Raw genomic sequence first — 20,654 nt, forward strand, 5'->3', positions numbered from 1 at the left:
AAAGTTTGTGGCTAGCCTAGACTGGCTCGGCTTTGATCAAGATGATCAGCCACCAGAAAAATAATAAACAAAGCCGCCCGCTGAGTCGGTTTTAAATACATCCGCAGTCACTGCGGGATGCGGCGGAGGAACGCAACGATGCTAGAGAACTATCTGCCGGTTCTCCTTTTCATGATCGTCGGTTTAACCGTCGGCGTTGTCATGATCGTGCTGGGCTTTGTCCTGGCGCCGAGCCGTCCTGACAGTGAAAAACTCTCTCCTTACGAATGTGGCTTCGAGGCGTTTGAAGATTCGCGCATGAAGTTCGATGTGCGGTATTACCTGGTCGCCATTCTCTTTATTATTTTTGATCTGGAAATTGCGTTTTTATTCCCATGGGGCGTGGTGCTGGAAGACATCGGTCTGTTCGGCTATGTCGCCATGGCGATTTTTCTGGGGATTCTGGTTATTGGCTTCATCTATGAATGGAAAAAAGGAGCCCTGGAATGGGAATAGAAGGGTTACTCAAAGAAGGTTATGTCACCACCACCGCTGATCGACTGATCAACTGGGCGCGCACCGGCTCGATGTGGCCGATGACATTTGGTCTGGCCTGTTGCGCGGTGGAGATGATGCACGCCGCTGCGGCCCGTTATGACATGGATCGCATGGGCCTGATTTTCCGGCCCAGCCCGCGCCAATCGGATGTAATGATCGTCGCCGGCACGTTGGTGAACAAGATGGCCCCGGCTTTGCGCAAGGTGTATGACCAGATGGCCGAGCCGCGCTGGGTGATCTCCATGGGGTCCTGTGCCAATGGCGGCGGTTATTATCATTATTCCTATTCGGTGGTGCGCGGTTGTGATCGCATTGTTCCGGTGGATATTTACGTGCCAGGCTGCCCGCCCACGGCGGAAGCGCTGCTGTACGGGGTTTTGCAGTTGCAGAACAAAATAAAAAGAACCAATACCATAGCCCGCTGATACCTTTTATATATGTCCAGATATTACATACAACTGGCCGAACAGGTCCGGAAAAAACTTGGCGAGCGTATCGATTCCTGCGATGTGAGCTGGGGCCAACTGACCGTTACCGCCGACAGGCACCACCTGGTTGAGGTGGCGACTGTGTTGCGTGACGATCCGGCACTGGCCTTTGCCGAGCTGATTGATGTCTGTGGGGTGGATTATCGCGATTATGGCGGTGATGGCGCCTGGCAGGGGCCACGCTTTGCCTCGGTCTATCATCTGTTATCGATCAAACAGAATCACCGCCTGCGTCTTAAGGTGATGCTGGACGAGGAGCCGCCGGTGATCCCCTCGATGGTGGACGTCTGGGCCTCGGCCAACTGGTTCGAGCGCGAGGCCTTCGATCTGTACGGCATTGTGTATGAAGGCCATCCCGACTTGCGCCGCATATTGACGGATTACGGCTTTATCGGTCATCCGTTTCGCAAGGATTTCCCGCTCATCGGTAATGTGGAAATGCGTTACGACCCGGACAAGCAGCGCGTGGTCTATCAACCGGTGAGCATCGAACCGCGGGTTGCCCAGCAGCGTGTTATTCGCGACGATCATCGTTATGCCGATCGTCTCATGCAGGAAGAAGAGGAATAACCGATGCCCGAAATCCGAAACTACACGCTGAATTTCGGGCCCCAGCATCCGGCCGCGCACGGCGTTTTGCGCCTGGTACTGGAGATGGATGGCGAAGTGATTCAACGCGCCGATCCGCATGTGGGTCTGTTGCATCGTGCCACCGAAAAGCTGGCGGAAAGCAAGCCCTATAACCAGACGATACCCTACATGGATCGGCTCGATTACGTTTCCATGATGTGTAACGAGCACGGCTATGTATTGGCACTGGAAAAACTGCTGGATATCGAGCCACCGCTGCGCGCCCAGTACATCCGCGTCATGTTCGATGAGATCACCCGGATTCTGAATCATCTGATGTGGCTGGGAACCCACGCCCTGGATGTGGGCGCCATGACCATGTTCCTCTACTGCTTCCGCGAGCGCGAGGATCTGATGGATATGTACGAGGCGGTGTCCGGCGCACGCATGCATGCGGCCTATTACCGCCCCGGTGGGGTGTACCGCGATCTGCCCGGCAAAATGCCGCAATATCAGAGTAGCAAATACAAGGATGAGGCCGAGACCAAACGTTTGAACGAAGCTCGCAGTGGCTCGTTACTGGATTTTATCGATGACTTCGCACAACGTTTCCCCGGGCTGATCGACGAATACGAAACCCTGCTGACAGACAACCGTATCTGGAAACAGCGTACGGTCGGTATCGGCGTTGTCTCCCCCGAGCGTGCCTTGCAACTCGGTTTCACCGGTCCGATGCTGCGCGGTTCAGGAATTGAATGGGATCTGCGCAAAAAGCAGCCCTATGAAGTTTACGAAAAAATGGATTTCGATATACCGATCGGTGTGAATGGCGATTGCTATGATCGCTACCTGGTTCGCATCGAGGAGATGCGCCAGTCTGTCCGGATTATCAAACAATGTATCGAGTGGCTGCGCCACAACCCCGGTCCGGTCATGCTCGACGATCACAAGCTTGCGCCACCGAAACGCGAGGAAATGAAAGACGACATGGAAGCGTTGATTCATCACTTCAAACTGTTTACTGAGGGCTATACTCTGCCGGCCGGAGAGGTCTATACCCCTATCGAACACCCCAAGGGCGAGTTCGGGGTCTATCTGGTTTCCGATGGCGCCAATAAACCCTATCGTCTGAAAGTGCGGGCACCGGGTTTTGCCCATCTGGCGGCGATGGATGAAATGAGTGAAGGGCACATGCTGGCCGATGTGGTCGCCATTATCGGTACCATGGATATTGTATTCGGAGAGATCGATCGATGATGGCGCAACACAAAAAAGCCGGCAGTAAACTGCACCTGATAAACGACGGGTCGCGTGCCGAGATCGATCAATGGATTGCCAAGTATCCGGCCGATCAGAAACAGTCGGCGGTGATGGCTGCCCTGCGCATCCTGCAGGATCAAAACGGCGGCTACCTGACGGATGATTTGCTTGAGGCGACGGCGGAATACCTGCAGATGCCGCCAATCGCGGTTTACGAGGTTGCCACTTTCTATTCGATGTATGAACTGGAGCCGGTCGGACGCCACAAGATCTGCGTCTGCACCAATATTTCCTGCAAACTGTGTGGTTCCGATGAAGTCGTCAAACATTTGCAGGAACGACTGGGTATCGGAATGGGTGAGACCTCCGACGATGGACGTTTTACCCTCAAGGAAGTCGAATGTCTGGGTGCCTGCGTGGATGCGCCGATGTTCCAGATCAGTGACGCCTATTACGGCAAGCTGACACCGCAACGTATTGACGAAATTCTCGATGGTCTCGATTAAAACCGGAATATGATGATAACAATAACAATCAACCGGGCGGGAGAATAACCGATGGCAAATGAAGTTTGCTTCCGCACGCTACACCTCGACAAACCCTGGACGCTGGACAGTTATCGCAGCGTCGGCGGTTATGAGGTGCTGAAAAAAATTCTCGCTGAACAGACACCACAGGAACAGATTATCGAGGACCTGAAAACCTCCTCGCTGCGTGGTCGTGGTGGAGCCGGCTTTCCCACCGGCCTCAAGTGGAGCTTCATGCCGCGCAATGCGCCCGGTCAAAAGTATATCGTCTGCAACTCGGATGAAGGCGAGCCCGGCACCTGCAAGGACCGGGACATCATGCGCTATAACCCGCATCAGTTGATCGAAGGCATGATTATCGCTGGCTACACCATCGGTGCCTCGGTCGGTTACAACTACATTCGCGGCGAGTTCTGGGAGCCCTATGAACGGGTCGAGGCGGCGCTGGAAGAGGCGCGTGCCGCCGGTCTGCTGGGCAAGAATATTCTGGGCAGTGGCTTTGATTTTGAACTGCACAATCATCTGGGGGCCGGCGCCTATATCTGTGGTGAAGAAACCGCCCTGCTCGAATCCCTCGAAGGCAAGAAGGGCCAGCCGCGTTTCAAGCCGCCGTTTCCCGCCGGTTACGGGCTGTATGGCAAGCCGACCACCATTAATAATACCGAAACGCTGGCGTCGGTACCGGTGATTCTGCAACACGGCGGTCAGTGGTTTCTGGAGCTGGGCAAGCCCAACAATGGCGGTACCAAGCTGTTCAGTGTTTCCGGCCATGTGAATAAACCGGGCAATTTTGAAGTTCCGCTGGGGACCCCGTTTGCTGAATTGCTGGAGCTGGCCGGCGGAATGCGCGACGGACGCAAGCTCAAGGCCGTCATTCCGGGCGGGTCATCGGTACCGGTATTACCTGCCGATGTGATCATGGATACCGATATGGATTATGACTCGCTGGCCAAGGCCGGCAGCATGCTGGGTGCCGGTTCGGTGATCGTGATGGATGAGACTACCTGCATGGTGGATGCCCTGGCGCGCCTCTCTCACTTCTATTTTGAAGAATCCTGCGGCCAGTGCACACCCTGTCGCGAGGGGACCGGCTGGTTGTCGCGGGTGATACATCGCATCGAACACGGTCAGGGTAAACCGGAAGATATGGACCTGCTGGATGATGTCGCCTCGCGCATTGCCGGGCGTACCATCTGCGCGCTGGGGGATGCGGCGGCGATGCCGGTGCAGAGTTTTCTCAAGCATTACCGGGACGAATTCCAGTATCACATCGATCATGGCAAGTGCCTGGTCGGTGGACGCTCATAACGCTAACAGGCAACGGTTGAATGTCAGACGTTAACATTGAAATCAACGGGATTGCGCTTCAGGTACCTTCGGGCACGATGGTGATCGAAGCGGCAGATAATGCGGGGATCACGATTCCGCGGTTCTGTTATCACAAGAAACTGTCGGTGGCGGCCAACTGTCGTATGTGCCTGGTAGAAGTGGAAAAGGCGCCCAAACCGTTACCCGCCTGTGCCACGCCGGTGACCGACGGCATGAAAGTGTTTACCCAATCCGAGCTTGCGATCGAAGCCCAGAAGAGCGTGATGGAATTTCTGTTGATCAACCATCCTCTGGATTGTCCGATCTGTGATCAGGGCGGAGAGTGTGATCTGCAGGATATCGCCATGGGCTATGGCAAGGATGTGTCGCGTTTTTCCGAAAAGAAGCGCGTGGTCCCGAGCAAGAATATCGGCCCGCTGATCGCCACCGATATGACACGTTGTATTCATTGCACCCGTTGCGTGCGTTTCGGTCAGGAGATCGGCGGTATCATGGAGCTGGGGGCCTATGGCCGTGGCGAGGACACGCGTATCGGGACTTATATGGAAAGCGCGGTCTCCTCGGAAATGTCAGGCAATGTCATTGACCTGTGTCCGGTCGGGGCGTTGACGTCCAAACCCTATCGTTATCGTGGTCGACCCTGGGAAAACCAGCAACGTGACAGTATCGCTGCGCATGACTGCGTGGGTTCCAATCTGGACATTGAAGTTCGGCGTAATACCGTGATGCGGGTCCTGCCGAAGGAAAACGAGGCGCTTAACGAAGTCTGGCTGTCTGACCGGGACCGTTTCAGTTATAACGGTCTGTATGACGAACAACGCGCCCGTCATGCCCTGATCAAACAGGGCGATGAGTGGAAAGAGGTCGACTGGCAGATTGCGCTCAATTACGCCGTCGAGGGCATCGGGACGGTTCAGCAACAAAATGCCGCGAAGATTGGTGCACTGACATCTTCCAGCGCCACGCTCGAGGAAATGTACCTGCTGCAAAAACTGCTGCGCAGTCTCGGTAGCCACAATATCGATCACCGTCTGCGTCAGCTTGATTTTCGCTCGCAGGAGATGATGCCGCGTTACCCTTCGCTGGGGACAAACATTGCCGAACTGGAACAACTCGATGCGGGGCTGTTGATCGGTGCCTGCATCCGCAAGGACCAGCCCATTCTGGCGCACCGCCTGCGCAAGGCCGCGCTGCGTGGCGCCAGCATTATGTCGGTTAACGCCGTCGACTATGATGTCAACTTCCCACTGGCCGAGTCCATTGTCACTGCCCCGACCGACATGCCCCGGACGCTGGCCGGTGTCGCCAGGGCGTTGCTGACCCTGAGCGGCGAGTCGGCCCCGGCGGATCTGGCCGGTGAGCTGGAAAACATCACCACCCATGACGATCATCTGGCCATTGCCAAACATTTGCACAGTGCCGACAAGGCCGCGGTCCTGCTCGGGACCCAGGGTATGGGACAGCAGGAATTCAGCGAACTGCAGGCGCTGGGCAGTTTGATCGCCCGCCTGTCCGGCGCCAGCTTCGGCTATCTGAGCGATGGCGCCAACAGTGCCGGCGCCTGGCTGGCCGGTGCAGTACCGCACCGCCTGGCCGGTGGTGAAGCGATTGCCGGGGCGGGATTCCATGCCGGCGAGATGTTGAGTCAGGCCATGGGCGCCATGTTACTGCTGAACGTCGAGCCGGAGTTCGATTCGGCCTACGGGGCCGAAGCGTTGAAAGCGATCGATGACACGGATTTTGTGGTTTGCCTGACACCCTTTGTCAGCGACAGTCTCAAGCGCTGTTGCGATGTGATTCTGCCGGTGACCCCATTCACCGAAATGTCCGGTACGCTGGTGAATGTCGAGGGCTACTGGCAGAGCTTTGCCGCAGCGGTGAATCCGCTGGAAGAAGCCAAGCCGGCCTGGAAAGTATTGCGGGTACTGGGCAACCTGTTTGAACTGGATGGTTTTGAGCAGGTGACTTCCGAGGAAGTGCGGGATGAATTGAAGCAACTCACCGGTGAGGCGCCGCAAGCCGGACAGGGACAATGGCATGCTCCGGCATTGCGTTCCGCCACAAGTGGTTTGCAACGCATTGGGCATCTGCCCATCTATGCGGTGGACTCGCTGGTGCGCCGCGCGCGGCCGTTACAGGATACGGCCGATGCGATAGCCGCCGCCGCTTACATGAATGAGCAGACAGCGCGCGACAATGGTGTCCTTGAGGCCGACAGTGTGATGGTACGTCAGGCGGGTGGCGAAGCCCGTTTGCCCCTGGTGATCGACGAGGCGGTCCCGACACACTGTATTCTGATTCCCTACGGTGTGCCGGACAGTGAAACGCTTGCTCATGCCTACGGGCCGATTGAATTGCAACAGGGTTAGGGCGCAACGAGATGGAATGGCTTAATTCAACTTATCAATCACTGGCCGAGTTTACCACCTGGTGGTTTGCGCAGCCCGCCGTGTTGATCATGCTGCAGATCGTAATGATTGTTGCACCGCTGATGCTGGCGGTCGCCTATCTGACGTTTGCCGAGCGCAAGATCATCGGGGCCATGCAGGTGCGTATGGGGCCCACCCGCGTCGGACCGCGCGGCTGGCTGCAACCGATTGCCGATGCGCTCAAGCTGATCTTCAAGGAAATCGTCATTCCGACCGGCGCCAACAAGGTGTTGTTCGTGATTGCGCCAATTCTTTCCATCGGTCCGGCGCTGGCGGCCTGGGCGGTGATTCCTTTCAACGCGGAATACGTGCTGGCGGATATCAATGCCGGTCTGCTGTATGTTCTGGCAATCACCTCGGTCGGGGTGTACGGCGTCATCATCGCCGGCTGGGCGTCCAACTCCAAATATGCGCTGCTGGGGGCCATGCGCTCGGCGGCCCAGATCGTCGCTTACGAGATCGCCATGGGTTTTGCGCTGGTCACCGTGATCATGGCCGCTGGCAGTCTGAATATCGGCACCATTATCGAGTCCCAGGCCGGCAGTCCGCTGCACTGGTTCTGGTTGCCGCTGCTGCCGATGTTCGTCATCTATTTTATCTCCGGCGTAGCCGAGACCAACCGCGCCCCGTTTGACGTGGCCGAAGGGGAATCGGAAATCGTAGCCGGTTTTCATGTGGAATACTCAGGGATGGTGTTCGCGGTATTTTTCCTGGCCGAATACGCCAACATGATTCTGATTTCGGTACTGGCTGCGGTCTTGTTTCTGGGCGGTTGGTTGTCACCGTTTGAAGGCTGGATGCCCGAGGCCTGGTTCGAGATCACCGGCCTGGGCCTGTTGCTGGGACACGGCGTCCACTGGTTGCTGATCAAAACGGCCATTTTCTTGTTCTTTTATTTATGGTTCCGCGCCACTTTCCCGCGTTATCGCTATGACCAGATCATGCGTCTGGGCTGGAAGGTCTTTATCCCGATCACCATCGTCTGGTTGATGGTGGTCGGGCTGATGATTCTGACTGGCTTCGGTTGGTGGTTTGACTAGGAACAGGAGGCGTAAATGATGAATACCGCAGTACGGTTTATCAAGAGTCTGTTCCTGCTGGAATTGTTCCGGGGTATGCGACTGACCGGGCGACACTTGTTCGTACGCAAGGTCACCTTGCAATATCCGGAAGAGCACACCCCGCTGTCACCGCGTTTTCGGGGATTGCACGCGCTGCGTCGTTATCCCAACGGGGAAGAGCGGTGCATCGCCTGCAAACTGTGCGAAGTCGTTTGCCCGGCGCTGGCGATTACCATCGAGTCGGAACAGCGCGATGACGGCACCCGGCGCACGACCCGTTACGATATCGACCTGACCAAATGTATTTTCTGCGGCTATTGCGAGGAGTCCTGCCCCGTCGACTCGATTGTTGAAACCCATATTTTTGAATACCACGGGGAAAAACGGGGTGATCTCTATATGACCAAGGACCGTCTGCTGGCGGTAGGCGACAAATATGAAAAAGAGATTGCCGATGCCCGGGCGGAAGACGCGCCATACCGTTAAACGCGCAACAACCAAAAAGACAATCAGAAGATAACAACGACATGGTAGAAAAACTCATTTTTTACATCTTTGCTGCCATCATGGTGTTTGGCGCCACCATGGTGATCAGTGTGCGCAACCCGGTACGTGCCGCCCTGTTTCTGGTACTGACCTTTTTTGCCAGTGCCGCTATCTGGATGCTGCTGGAGGCCGAATTCCTTGCCATTACCCTGGTGCTGGTCTACGTCGGGGCGGTCATGGTGTTGTTCCTGTTCGTGGTGATGATGCTGGATATCAATACAGCACAGCTCAAAGAGGGTTTTATTCGTTATCTACCGGTTGGCATTGGTGTCGCCATCCTGCTGGTCGTCATGCTGGTCGGCGTGGTCGGACCCGAGAACTTCAGCCTGGACGAGATGCCCGCACCGGAGCGCCATGCGGCAGACTATAGCAATACCCGTGAACTGGGTAACGTGCTGTATACCGTGTATGTCTATCCGTTCGAGATTGCCGCGGTCATTCTGCTGGTGGCGATCGTCGCGGCCATTGCCCTGACCCTGCGCAAGCGGCCGACCACCAAATACCAGAATCCGGACAGTCAGATCTCGGTCAAGCGCGAGGATCGGGTGCGGGTGATTAAAATGCAGTCCGACGACAGGAAATAGGGGAGCTTCGATGCTAGCGTTATCCGACTTTTTGATCCTGGGCGCGGTGATGTTCGGCCTGAGTATTGCCGGCATTTTCATCAACCGGAAAAACATCATTATTCTGCTGATGGCAATCGAATTGATGCTGCTGGCGGTGAATATGAATTTTATCGCCTTCTCCCATTTTCTGGGCGATACGGCAGGCCAGGTATTCGTGTTCTTTATTCTGACGGTGGCGGCGGCCGAGGCGGCGATTGGTCTGGCGATTCTTGTGGTGTTGTTCCGTAACAAACGCACGATCAATGTCACCGAACTGGACAGCATGAAAGGCTAGATTGATGAATCATAATATGGAAAGCGTCTATCTCTGGACCGTGCTGGCACCGCTGATCGGGGCGATCATTGCCGGTCTGTTCGGTAAAAAAATCGGCCGTGCAGGCGCGCACTGGGTGACCATCATTGGCGTTGCGGTTGCCTTTGTGTTGTCCGCTATCACGTTCAAACACATGGTGTTCGACGGGGCCGCCGTCTACAACGCGTCAGTTTATACCTGGATGGTCAGCGAGGGGATCCGCTTCGAGATCGGCTTTTTGATCGATAACCTGACCGCCATGATGATGGTGGTGGTGACCTTCGTCTCTCTGATGGTGCATATCTATACCGTTGGTTATATGCACGAGGATCCCGGTTACCAGCGCTTTTTCAGCTATATCTCCCTGTTCACCTTCTCGATGCTGATGCTGGTGATGGCCAACAACTTCCTGCAGCTGTTCTTTGGCTGGGAAGCGGTAGGCCTGGTTTCCTATCTATTGATCGGTTTCTGGTATACCCGCGACAGCGCCACTTACGCCAATCTCAAGGCGTTTCTGGTCAACCGGGTGGGGGATTTCGGCTTTTTGCTGGGGATCGCCGCGGTGCTGATGTACTTCGGCTCCCTGGATTACGCCACCGTGTTTGGCCAGGTGGAACAGGTTGACGGCGAGACCATCACCCTGTTCGGCGACAATGCCTGGTCGGTGATTACTGTTATCTGCATCCTGTTGTTCATTGGCGCGATGGGCAAATCGGCCCAGGTGCCGCTGCATGTCTGGCTACCCGATTCCATGGAAGGCCCGACCCCCATCTCGGCGTTAATCCATGCCGCGACCATGGTCACCGCCGGCATTTTCATGGTGGCGCGTATGTCGCCGCTGTTTGAATTCTCCGAAACCGCGTTGACCTTCGTACTGGTAATCGGTGCCATCACTGCGTTGTTCATGGGCTTCCTGGGACTGGTACAGAACGACATCAAGCGGGTAATCGCCTATTCGACCCTGTCGCAGCTGGGTTACATGACCGTCGCCCTGGGTGCCTCCGCCTATGCCGCCGGCATCTTTCATCTGATGACCCATGCCTTTTTCAAGGCGCTGCTGTTTCTGGCGGCCGGCTCGGTGATCATCGCCATGCATCACGAGCAGGACATGCGCAAGATGGGCGGGCTGCGCAAATATATGCCGATTACCTGGATTACCTCGCTGATTGGCTCGCTGGCGCTGATCGGGACGCCGTTGTTTGCCGGCTTCTATTCCAAGGATTCGATCATCGAGGCGGTGGCCCATTCGCAGATCGCCGGTTCCGGCTTTGCCTATTTCGCCGTGCTGACCGGCGTGTTTGTGACCGCGTTGTACAGTTTCCGTATGTATTTTCTGGTGTTCCACGGCAAGGAACGCATGGATGAGCACACCCGCGAACATTTGCATGAAACCCCTCCCGTGGTGACCGTGCCGCTGATACTGCTGGCGATTCCCTCGGTGATTATCGGTGCTATTTTTATGGGCGACATGATCGCCGGCGACTTTTTCCGCGAGGCGATCTTCGTCTTGCCCGAACACGATGCGCTGGGTGACTGGGCCGCCGGTTTCCACGGCTGGTGGGCGATGGCCCTGCATGCCTTTGTGACATGGCCCTTCTGGCTGGCGGCCGCGGGGGTCTTGACGGCCTGGTTCCTGTATATGAAACGCCCGGAGATTCCCGGCCAGATCCAGGCCCGTCTGCAATGGCTGCATACTATCCTGATAAACAAATACGGCTTCGATCGCTTTAATGAAATCGTGTTTGCCGGCGGCGGACGTCAAATCGGTCAGAAACTGTGGCGTATCGGCGACGTAAAACTGATCGATGGGTTGATCGTCAACGGATCAGCGGCGCTGGTGGGCTGGTTCGCCGGGCGGATCCGACATGTCCAGACCGGTTATCTGTATCACTACGCCTTTGCCATGATTATCGGGGTGGTTGTGTTGCTCGGACTGTTTGTGTTTCTTAATCAATAAAGAATAAATAATAAAGGGTCGAACGCATGTTTTCTGACTGGCCATTGTTAAGCCTCGTGATCTGGACGCCCATTCTGGGCGGTCTGCTGGTATTGACCACGGGCAGTGACAAGCAGGCGCCGTTGGCCCGGCTGACCGCGCTGTTCTGGTCGGTTGTCACGTTCCTGATTTCGATTCCGTTGTATACCGAGTTCGAGACGGGAACAGCAGCCATGCAGTTCACCGAACGGCATGAATGGATCGGTTCCTGGGGTATTTTCTACCATCTGGGGGTGGACGGCATCGCCATGCCGTTGATCCTGCTGACTACCTTTATGACGGTGCTGGTGGTAATTGCCGGCTGGGAAGTGATCAAGGAACGCGTGGCGCAGTACATGGCGGCTTTCCTGATTATGGAAGGATTGATGAACGGGGTATTTGCCGCGCTCGATGCGGCCCTGTTTTACGTATTCTGGGAAGCGATGCTGATCCCGATGTTTATTATCATCGGCGTCTGGGGCGGGCCCAACCGGATCTACGCCACCATCAAGTTCTTTTTGTATACCTTCTTCGGTTCGGTGTTCATGCTGGTGGCCCTGCTGTATCTCTATTTCCATAGCGGCAGTTTTGCAATTCTCGATTTCCACCAGCAACCGCTGGGCATGACTCCGCAGCTGCTGATCTTCCTGGCTTTTCTGATGGCCTTCGCGGTCAAGGTGCCGATGTGGCCGGTCCATACCTGGTTGCCCGATGCCCATGTGGAAGCGCCCACCGGCGGGTCGGTGATTCTGGCCGCGATTATGCTCAAACTGGGGGCTTACGGTTTTCTGCGCTTTTCCCTGCCGATTACGCCGGACGCCAGTCAGGAACTGGCCTGGCTGATGATTACGCTGTCATTGATTGCGGTGGTCTATATCGGCTTTGTGGCGCTGGTGCAGCAGGACATGAAAAAACTCATCGCCTATTCGTCCATCTCGCATATGGGTTTCGTGACGCTGGGCTTTTTCATCGCCTGGCAGATTTACGCCAACACCGGTAGCTACGAAGGCGCGGCCATGGGGATCTCCGGCGGGATCGTGCAGATGATCTCCCACGGTTTCATTTCCGGGGCCATGTTCCTGTGTGTCGGGGTTCTCTATGACCGGCTGCACTCGCGCGAGATCAACGATTACGGCGGGGTGGTGAATACCATGCCGGTGTTTGCTGCTTTCATGGTGCTGTTTGCCATGGCCAATGCCGGTTTGCCGGGCACCTCCGGTTTCGTCGGCGAGTTCATGGTCATCCTGAGCAGCTTCAAGGCCAACTTCTGGTACGCCTTCCTGGCGGCACTGACCCTGATTCTGGGCGCGGCCTATACCCTGTGGATGGTCAAACGGGTCATCTTCGGCGCGGTGGCCAACGACAAGGTCGCGGCGTTGCAGGATATCGGCCGACGTGAATTTTTGATCCTGGCGATTCTGGCCGTGGCGGTCCTGCTGCTGGGGATCTGGCCGGCGCCGCTGCTGGAAGTGATGGATGCCAGTGTGGAAAACCTGTTACTGCATATGACCCAGTCCAAGGTCATACAATAGAACGACAAGAGTGATGATGAACTTTACCATGCCCAATATTGCTCCGGCGCTGCCCGAGATTTTCATTCTCTCGATGGCCTGTCTGATCCTGGTCGTTGATCTGTTTTTGCAGGATCGACAACGGATTGTTACCTATCTGTTGACCCAGCTGACACTGGTCGTGGCGTTTATTCTGGTAGTGATGGACTTCAGCCAGGGCAGAGTGCTGACCTTCAGCGATACGTTCGTGCGCGATCCTATGGCGGATATCCTCAAGGCCTGTATTTTCATCGCCGGGGCCGTGACGTTTACCTATTCCCGTGATTACTTGCAGCAGCGCCAGATCTTCAAGGGGGAATTCTATGTGCTGGGGCTGTTCGCCATTCTGGGGATGATGATCCTTACTTCAGCGCACAACTTTTTGACCATCTATCTGGGACTCGAACTGCTCTCCCTGTCGCTGTACGCCATGGTGGCGATGCAGCGTGATTCGGTTACGGCTTCCGAGGCGGCGATGAAATATTTTATTCTCGGTGCCATCGCCTCGGGTATGTTGTTGTACGGCATCTCCATGATCTACGGCGTGACTGGCACCCTGGATCTGGCCGAAGTGGCGCAACAGATCCCTGGCAGTGAGAAGCAGCTGTTGCTGACCTTCGGCCTGGTCTTCCTGATTGTCGGCATTGCCTTCAAACTCGGCGCGGTACCGTTTCATATGTGGGTGCCGGATGTGTACCACGGTGCGGCCACCCCCACGACGCTGTTTATCGGCAGCGCGCCCAAGCTCGCCGCGTTTGCCATGTTGATGCGCCTGCTGGTGGACGGGCTGGGCGGCCTGCATGCCCAGTGGCAGGACATTCTGATAATCCTGGCGGTGCTCTCCATGGGCGTGGGGAATATCGTGGCCATCGCCCAGAGCAATATCAAACGCATGCTGGCCTATTCGACCATCTCTCACGTCGGGTTTTTGTTGCTGGGGGTACTGACCGGCACCGCCGAAGGCTATGCCGCCGCCATGTTCTATACCCTGAGTTACGTACTGATGACCCTGGGCGGATTCGGCATGGTCATCCTGCTGAGCCGGGAGGGTTTTGAGGCCGACAAGCTGGACGATTTCAAGGGCCTGAACCAGCGCAGTCCCTGGTTTGCTTTCATGATGCTTATTGTGATGTTCTCCATGGCCGGGGTCCCGCCTTTCATCGGCTTCTGGGCCAAGCTGTCGGTTCTCAAGGAGATCGTGGCCGCCGATATGGTCTGGCTGGCGGTGGTTGCGGTAATCTTTTCGATTATCGGGGCCTTCTACTATCTGCGGGTGATTCGCCTGATGTACTTTGACAAGCCGGAGGACAGGGCGCGGCTGGAAATGTCGCTGGACATGCGCCTGTTGCTCAGTGCCAATGGCCTGTCGGTGCTGTTAATCGGGGTCTTTCCGGGTACGCTGATGGCCCTTTGCCTCGCTGCACTGTCCGGGGCATAATAGCGTCTCAACTACAGGCGGTCTCATGTCAGCACTCTTTATCTGGATTCTTCTGCTGGTCGCTGTCCTCGCGGCCAACCTGCCGTGGCTGGGCGAACGGTTCTTTTTCTTCTTCAGCCCGCCAGGCAATACCAAGCGCGCCTGGATGCGTCTGCTCGAGTGGCTGGTGCTCTATCTGCTGGTCGGACTGACAGCTGTCGGACTGGAACAGAAGGCCACCGGTGACCGTTATGCCCAGGACTGGGAGTTTTACGTCGTTACGCTCTGCCTGTTTGTGGTGTTTGCCATTCCCGGCTTCATCTATCGTTATCAGTTACGTCCGATCCTGGATCATCAACGCACTCGTTAGGGTGCAGATTGCACCGATTTCTGCATTGTTTATATATTAGCGCTCGTTAATGTACAAAAAATATTCATTCTGAACTTGTCGTCGACGTTGGTTCTGTCATAATTACTGCATCCTGCACCCTGATTGGTAATATGCAGTTATGCATCTGCGACATAAATTTTTTATTGTTCTCTCCCTCCTGACCAGTGTGCCCTTGCTGGTTCTGTTGTTCGGCGTCGTTGAACGGATGGAACGCGAGGTCACCATTCGCACCGAAACCCAGTTGCACGGCTCGCTCGATAAAATGGCCAGTGAGTTGCAATTGATTCTGAACAATCAGAAATCGGTGGCCAGTGGCCTCGGACGCGTGCCGGTTGTCCGTGATTTTGCGGCGGCCGCCCGTTTCCCCCAACGCTTTGACACCGGGCAGTACCAGCGTAGCGCCGATGCCCTGGAGCAGTTCCTGCTCGGTTACCAGAAGTCGGTCTCCAGTATTCAGGCCGTGCGTTTCATTGATGCGTCGGGTAAAACCCTGGTCAAGATTAAAGAGGGTAAGCCGGTAGAACCGGTTTATACCGATGATGAACATGGCCGTATGTATATTGCCGATCAGTCCAATCGTCCTTTCTTCAAAGAGGCCATGGGTTCAAACGGCGACATACTGATGTCCGACTTCGAACTGGGTCAGGTCGAACGGGATGCCGATTTCTGTCCTGCCATGGTGCGTTACTCTGTACCTCTGCTGGATGAACTCGGTGATTTTGAAGGCGTCCTGGTGGCCAATATGTGGGGCTCGCGGCTGGATTCGACCATGACCTCGTCGCTGGGCGGTTTCCCGGGTAAAACCTATATCGTGGAATTGTCCGACAACGCCAGGCGGGATGGCATCTTTCTCTATCATCCGGATGACGACAAACGCTTTGCGGATCAGCTCGGCTCCGAATATCGACTTACCAGCATGCTCGAGCCGGCCGACTGGAAAGCCATCAAAACGGGAGGGCGAAACGGTTCGTTGCTGAGTAATCCCGAGCGGATGCTGTTTTACCAGAAGCTGGCGCCTTATCCGGATCGCTCGACACAATGGCTGCTGGTCATCGAGGCCGATCCCGAAGTGGTTTATGCGCCCATCAACAACATGCGCAAATCCATCTGGTTGTTACTGGGGGCGCTGCTGTTTATCAGCTTGCTGGTTGCGGTCTGGGCGTCCGGTCGACTGACTGCGCCGGTTCATCAACTGGCCGAAATTATCCGGCGCTTTGCCGACGGGCAGCGCGAAGCACGTATCGAAGTCAAGCCAGGGCGCCGGGATGAGATCGGCCAGGCCGGCAAGGCCTTTAATTATCTGGCCGAGAGTCTGGATCGGACGGAAAAGGAACGTGAAACGGCGGTGCGTGCCGCTTGTCAGTCCGAGCGACTGGCGGCCCTGGGACAACTGGCTGCCGGTATCGGTCATGAAATCAATAATCCATTAATGAATATGATGTCCCTGGCTTCTCTGGTCGAGGATTCATTGCCCGAAGATGACAAACAGGGACGTAACGATTTGCAACTGCTCAAAAAAGAAGGTGAGCGTTGTGCCCGGATCGTGCAGGGGATTCTGAACTTTGCCCGGCAGAGTGAGCCGAAGTTCGAGGAGTTCGACATGGCGATCCTGCTCAATGAAACACTGGACCTGTTACGGCACCGCATCGAGTCCGAGGAAATCGAGTTACAGAGCCTGATCGAAACCCCCTTGCTGATGGAGGGGGACGCCCGGCAACTGCAACAGGTGCTGGTGAATATCATGCTCAATGCCATTCAGGCCACGCCGGCCAAATGCCGATTGCATGTGACCGCCCGTTCCAGTCAGGAACATATTGACCTGGAAATTATTGATGAGGGTGAAGGGATCCGGGCTGAGGATTTCTCCAAGATATTCGATCCGTTTTTTACTACCAAACCGGAAGGGCAGGGGACCGGTCTGGGGTTGTCGGTCAGCTACGGCATAATCAAACGCCATGGTGGCAATATCACACTGGAGAACAGTAAACACGCCGGTGTGAGAGTTCATATCCGGTTGCCCAAACAGAGCGAATTACAGGAACTGGACACCTTTGAAGTACTGGAGGCAAGAGATGTCGGATAAAGCACCACGGGTCCTGTTTGTGGACGATGATCTTGTGACCTGTCGGGTGATGCAACGTAATTGCGATAACGCCAATTACCATTGCCAGTCTTTTCAAAATGCACAGGATTGTCTCTCGGCTTTCAGTAAAGAAGGGGCCGATGTGGTGATTACGGATTTACGCATGCCGGGTATGAACGGTTTTGACTTGCTGAGTGAAATCCGCAAGGTCGATACTGAAGTGCCTGTGCTGGTGATGACCGGCTACTCTTCGGTGGAAAATGCCGTGGAGGCGATGAAACGCGGTGCATCGGACTTTATCAAGAAACCGTTTGATTTTGCCGAGTTGCGTCTGCTCATGGAGCGCACCCTCAAGGCGACCCGACTGCGTAACGAGAATCGTCTGCTGAAAAAACGGCTGGATGACGAACGCCACCATTTTGGCATGATCGGCGACACCGCCGTAATGAAAACCCTGTTCAATACTATCGAGAAGGTGGCCGAAGTCAGCTGCAGCGCCATTATCAGTGGTGAATCGGGTACCGGTAAGGAACTGGTCGCCCGCGCCCTGCACGATTACAGCCCGCGTAAGGACGAGCCGTTCGTCGCGGTCGATTGTGGCGCTCTGACGACGACATTGCTCGAAAGCGAGTTGTTTGGCCATGAAAAAGGCGCCTTTACCGGCGCGACCCAGCGCAAATACGGGCTGATGGAACAGGCGGATGGCGGTACGCTGTTCCTGGATGAGATTTGTAACATTTCCGATACCATGCAAATTAAACTCATGCGTGCCCTGGAGAGCGGTAGCGTGACCCGCGTCGGAGCCGCCTCGTCCGTGCCGGTCGATGTGCGTGTTATCGCGGCCAGTAATCGCAATCTCGAACAGATGGTCGAGGAAGGCACTCTGCGACATGATTTTTATCATCGTCTTAATGTGGTCAACATTCATGTGCCGTCCCTCTCAGAACGGCGTGAGGATATCCCGGCCTTGATTGAGGTATTGGTTCGCGAATTCGCTCAACGTTATTCCCGCCAGGTACAGGGGTTTGACAAGGCGTCAATGCAACGTCTCTACGCAGCAAGCTGGCCGGGCAATGTGCGGGAATTACGCAACACGATCGAGCGTAGTGTTATTCTGGCAGAAGGGCCCATACTGCACTGGGAAGGGGAGTCATCGCAGCAGAGCCGTTCCAATCTGCCAGTGCAGTTTTCGGAGCATGAATTTTTCTCGCTCAACGAACTGGAGCAGGAATATATTCATCATGTGCTGCGCTGCTTTAATGGCAAGAAAACCCGGGCTGCCGAAGTGCTGGGTATCGACAAGACTACCCTGTGGCGAAAACTGCGCCGGCTGGAAACCGATGAGGCGGTGTAAATTACACCCTTTTCCAATAATTGTTCTGCAAACTGCACCTTCTGTTTATAAATATATTAACAATTAGTTATGTTCTGGTCGTGTAACTGATTGATAAAAATAGAAATAGTGGTATGTGGCACAGGTGGAATAATACTTGCTTTGGTATAGACCACATAACTACTCTAAAACCATGAGGAGAACGAGTATGATGCAATCTAGTCTCTCAAAAAGCCTGGTGCTGGGTGTTTCCCTGCTGGGTCTGGCTTTTACGGCCCAGGCCGGTAGCGCCAAAAACGGCTATGACAAGCAACAAGTTGTTTATCACGTGAACAATATTCACACCGCCACCGGTGCCCTGCGTAACGTCAAAAATCACCTGAACGCGATCGGTGATGAAAATATCGAAGTCATCGTGGTTACACACAGCAGCGGTGCCTTCGCGATGGTTGATGGTTCCATGGGCAAGAAAGACAGCAATGGCAATGTCTATGACTTCCGCGATACGGTTGCCAGTCTGGCCAACCGTGGCGTCAAGTTCCAGATCTGCGCCAACACGATCCGTGGCAAGAAGATCGACAAGAACAAGGTCAGCCCCTACGCTGAAGTCATTCCCTCAGGTGTCGCACACGTTGCTCACCTGCAGCAGAAGGGTTACCTGTACGTCAAGCCGTAAATAAAAAACGGGCGCCAATGGCGCCCGTTTTTTCAGTTTCTAGGTTCTAGTGACTAGGTCCTAGTAAAACCTTGAGATAATTGAATCGTTGACAATAGAGTTTTCCAAGTTCCCATTTCCTAGCACCTAGCACCTAGCACCTAGCACCTAGCACCTAGCACCTAGCACCTAGCACCTAGCACCTGAAAAAAAGAGGCGCACCCGAAGGTACGCCTGACTTCACCTGAAGGAAGAGCCGGTTGTGGTATTAGCTTATCTTGGCTTCCTGGCTGGCCGACTGGCCCTGATTGTCTTTCCAGGAGAGGGTGAAAGTGTCGCCACTTTTCGCGCCTTTAAAACCAAAGGAGATGAACGGGTTTTTGGAAACCCCGGGCCCCCAGTGGCATTTGAGCACGGTGTCACCGTTATGTTCGCACACAACCTCGGTGATGTAGTGCGCGGGGATTTTTTTGCCGGTTTTCTTGTCTTTGCGAAGACCGGTTTCCATTGGATGGAAAATAATCGCCTTCACGTTGGCCTTGTCGCCTTCGCTCCAGGCGCGGATTTTAATTTCATTTGCCATGCTGTGAACTCCTTGAAAATTCTGTCTGAACTGAAACCGGCTTAGCCGCCACAGCCGCCCAGGGTGACCTTGACTTCTCTTTTGGCGGTATAGAGTTTGTCACCGGCTTTGACCACGGCGATGACATCGGAGGTTTTGGCCATTTTGATACGACCGGTGATTTCACCGTCGAATTTGTCAGTCAGTTCGTAACTCGCCGTCAACGGGAAGGCGTTGACAGGAACGTACACCGAGATGCTCTCGGCATCGGGCAGATCGGTTCCGATGGTGACCGAAACCACGGCCCCGTTTTCGGCAATGTCCGGCGTTTTGACGGTAATCCGATCGCTTTCCACCAGCTCGGTGGTGCCTTCCATTTCCGCCAGCGCGGCGTCCATTTTTTCGGCATTGAAGGCTTTCTCCGGCCAGGCGGCCAGCACCTGGCCCGGGGTTAACAGATTGGCGCCCGCGGCGACCGCCAGGGTGCCGGCTGCCATCGTACCCTTGAGAAAGAGACGACGTGTATTTTGCATAAAATGAATCCTCATTATGGTGAATCTTGTTGTCTGTTACCTTCGTAGCAGCTTTCATGCCACTTTAAAAATAGAGTAAAAACAATAACCTGGTGAATAACCGCCGGAGGATGAACCGCGTTTGTCTGCATTCTGCACCGGCGCAAATTGCAGAATCCGCATACCTCACGCCAGCCCGCCAGGTCGCCGGCCGTCGCGCAAGGGCGCTGCGCTGTAAAAGGGAAACTCCTTTTTTTTCAGGAACTTTTGCTTCTTTTCTTGAAAAGCGTCGAGCCAGTCGTTACTATACGCGCCATCGATTGCGGGGTGGAGCAGCCTGGTAGCTCGTCGGGCTCATAACCCGAAGGTCAGAGGTTCAAATCCTCTCCCCGCTACCAAACGATAGAAAAGGCCGGTATTTTACCGGCCTTTTTTTTAGCCTTCGGGTGATGAGCCCGACGCGCTACACGCTCGTCGGTCTCGCTGGTTCTCTAACGGGCCGAAGGTCAGC

At 55.2% G+C, this 20,654-nt stretch carries 20 protein-coding genes and 1 tRNA gene; 19 read left to right on the forward strand and 2 right to left on the reverse strand.

The features are described 5' to 3' along the window. Positions 1-138 precede the first annotated feature (138 nt). The 18 genes from RI563_RS07940 (at position 139) to RI563_RS08025 (ending at position 19,090) form a co-directional block, all read left to right on the forward strand. Positions 139-495: an NADH-quinone oxidoreductase subunit A gene (locus RI563_RS07940; protein WP_310693834.1), complete on the forward strand. Its 357-nt coding sequence runs from the start codon at positions 139-141 to the stop codon at positions 493-495. Continuing rightward, positions 486-962 carry an NADH-quinone oxidoreductase subunit B family protein gene (locus RI563_RS07945; protein ID WP_310693835.1) on the forward strand — a complete coding sequence of 159 codons (477 nt, stop codon included), beginning with the start codon at positions 486-488 and terminating at the stop codon, positions 960-962. The genes RI563_RS07940 and RI563_RS07945 overlap by 10 nt, the downstream gene beginning before the upstream one ends. A gap of 12 nt (positions 963-974) precedes the next feature. Continuing rightward, the gene (locus RI563_RS07950; protein ID WP_310693836.1) at positions 975-1,595 is read left to right on the forward strand and encodes an NADH-quinone oxidoreductase subunit C; all 621 of its coding nucleotides are present in this window, start codon (positions 975-977) and stop codon (positions 1,593-1,595) included. Positions 1,596-1,598: 3 nt separating this feature from the next. Continuing rightward, a complete protein-coding gene (locus tag RI563_RS07955) occupies positions 1,599-2,852 on the forward strand; it encodes an NADH-quinone oxidoreductase subunit D (protein WP_310693837.1) in 1,254 nt (417 codons plus the stop codon). After that, positions 2,831-3,361 (forward strand): NADH-quinone oxidoreductase subunit NuoE, encoded by a 531-nt coding sequence (gene nuoE / locus RI563_RS07960; protein ID WP_317622870.1) that lies wholly within the window; start codon positions 2,831-2,833, stop codon positions 3,359-3,361. Before RI563_RS07955 ends, nuoE begins: the two co-directional genes overlap by 22 nt. Before the next feature lie 51 nt (positions 3,362-3,412). Continuing rightward, a complete protein-coding gene (nuoF, locus tag RI563_RS07965) occupies positions 3,413-4,690 on the forward strand; it encodes an NADH-quinone oxidoreductase subunit NuoF (RefSeq protein ID WP_310693839.1) in 1,278 nt (425 codons plus the stop codon). 20 nt (positions 4,691-4,710) lie between these two features. Beyond that, entirely contained in the window at positions 4,711-7,080 is a 2,370-nt protein-coding gene (nuoG, locus tag RI563_RS07970) for an NADH-quinone oxidoreductase subunit NuoG (protein WP_310693840.1), read from the forward strand. Positions 7,081-7,091: 11 nt separating this feature from the next. Then, the gene (gene nuoH, locus RI563_RS07975) at positions 7,092-8,180 is read left to right on the forward strand and encodes an NADH-quinone oxidoreductase subunit NuoH (RefSeq protein ID WP_310693841.1); all 1,089 of its coding nucleotides are present in this window, start codon (positions 7,092-7,094) and stop codon (positions 8,178-8,180) included. A gap of 18 nt (positions 8,181-8,198) precedes the next feature. Continuing rightward, entirely contained in the window at positions 8,199-8,687 is a 489-nt protein-coding gene (nuoI, locus tag RI563_RS07980; RefSeq protein WP_310693850.1) for an NADH-quinone oxidoreductase subunit NuoI, read from the forward strand. 41 nt (positions 8,688-8,728) lie between these two features. Then, entirely contained in the window at positions 8,729-9,331 is a 603-nt protein-coding gene (locus RI563_RS07985) for an NADH-quinone oxidoreductase subunit J (protein WP_310693842.1), read from the forward strand. A gap of 10 nt (positions 9,332-9,341) precedes the next feature. Continuing rightward, positions 9,342-9,647 (forward strand): NADH-quinone oxidoreductase subunit NuoK, encoded by a 306-nt coding sequence (gene nuoK / locus RI563_RS07990; protein WP_134081515.1) that lies wholly within the window; start codon positions 9,342-9,344, stop codon positions 9,645-9,647. 16 nt (positions 9,648-9,663) lie between these two features. Continuing rightward, positions 9,664-11,622, forward strand: a complete 1,959-nt coding sequence (gene nuoL, locus RI563_RS07995) for an NADH-quinone oxidoreductase subunit L (RefSeq protein ID WP_310693851.1) — start codon at positions 9,664-9,666, stop codon at positions 11,620-11,622. Positions 11,623-11,648: 26 nt separating this feature from the next. Beyond that, the gene (locus RI563_RS08000) at positions 11,649-13,172 is read left to right on the forward strand and encodes an NADH-quinone oxidoreductase subunit M (protein ID WP_310693843.1); all 1,524 of its coding nucleotides are present in this window, start codon (positions 11,649-11,651) and stop codon (positions 13,170-13,172) included. A 16-nt stretch (positions 13,173-13,188) separates the two neighbouring features. Beyond that, positions 13,189-14,628: an NADH-quinone oxidoreductase subunit NuoN gene (gene nuoN / locus RI563_RS08005; RefSeq protein WP_310693852.1), complete on the forward strand. Its 1,440-nt coding sequence runs from the start codon at positions 13,189-13,191 to the stop codon at positions 14,626-14,628. A 25-nt stretch (positions 14,629-14,653) separates the two neighbouring features. Next, complete coding sequence (locus RI563_RS08010) at positions 14,654-14,977, forward strand: DUF2818 family protein (RefSeq protein ID WP_310693844.1); 324 nt, start codon at positions 14,654-14,656, stop codon at positions 14,975-14,977. Positions 14,978-15,116: 139 nt separating this feature from the next. Beyond that, positions 15,117-17,081 (forward strand): sensor histidine kinase, encoded by a 1,965-nt coding sequence (locus RI563_RS08015; RefSeq protein ID WP_310693845.1) that lies wholly within the window; start codon positions 15,117-15,119, stop codon positions 17,079-17,081. Then, positions 17,071-18,435, forward strand: a complete 1,365-nt coding sequence (locus tag RI563_RS08020; RefSeq protein ID WP_310693846.1) for a sigma-54 dependent transcriptional regulator — start codon at positions 17,071-17,073, stop codon at positions 18,433-18,435. Before RI563_RS08015 ends, RI563_RS08020 begins: the two co-directional genes overlap by 11 nt. A gap of 187 nt (positions 18,436-18,622) precedes the next feature. Continuing rightward, positions 18,623-19,090 (forward strand): DsrE family protein, encoded by a 468-nt coding sequence (locus RI563_RS08025; protein ID WP_310693847.1) that lies wholly within the window; start codon positions 18,623-18,625, stop codon positions 19,088-19,090. A 247-nt stretch (positions 19,091-19,337) separates the two neighbouring features. Here RI563_RS08025 and soxZ read toward each other — a convergent pair whose 3' ends face one another. Both soxZ and soxY read right to left on the reverse strand, forming a co-directional pair. Further along, a complete protein-coding gene (soxZ, locus tag RI563_RS08030) occupies positions 19,338-19,652 on the reverse strand; it encodes a thiosulfate oxidation carrier complex protein SoxZ (RefSeq protein WP_310693848.1) in 315 nt (104 codons plus the stop codon). Positions 19,653-19,693: 41 nt separating this feature from the next. Beyond that, positions 19,694-20,164: a thiosulfate oxidation carrier protein SoxY gene (gene soxY / locus RI563_RS08035; RefSeq protein WP_310693849.1), complete on the reverse strand. Its 471-nt coding sequence runs from the start codon at positions 20,162-20,164 to the stop codon at positions 19,694-19,696. A 300-nt stretch (positions 20,165-20,464) separates the two neighbouring features. Between soxY and RI563_RS08040 the strand changes: the two genes are divergently transcribed. After that, positions 20,465-20,541, forward strand: a tRNA-Met gene (locus RI563_RS08040). Positions 20,542-20,654: the final 113 nt, after the last annotated feature.

Source organism: Thiohalophilus sp., assembly GCF_031581315.1.
GTDB lineage: Bacteria > Pseudomonadota > Gammaproteobacteria > UBA6429 > Thiohalophilaceae > Thiohalophilus.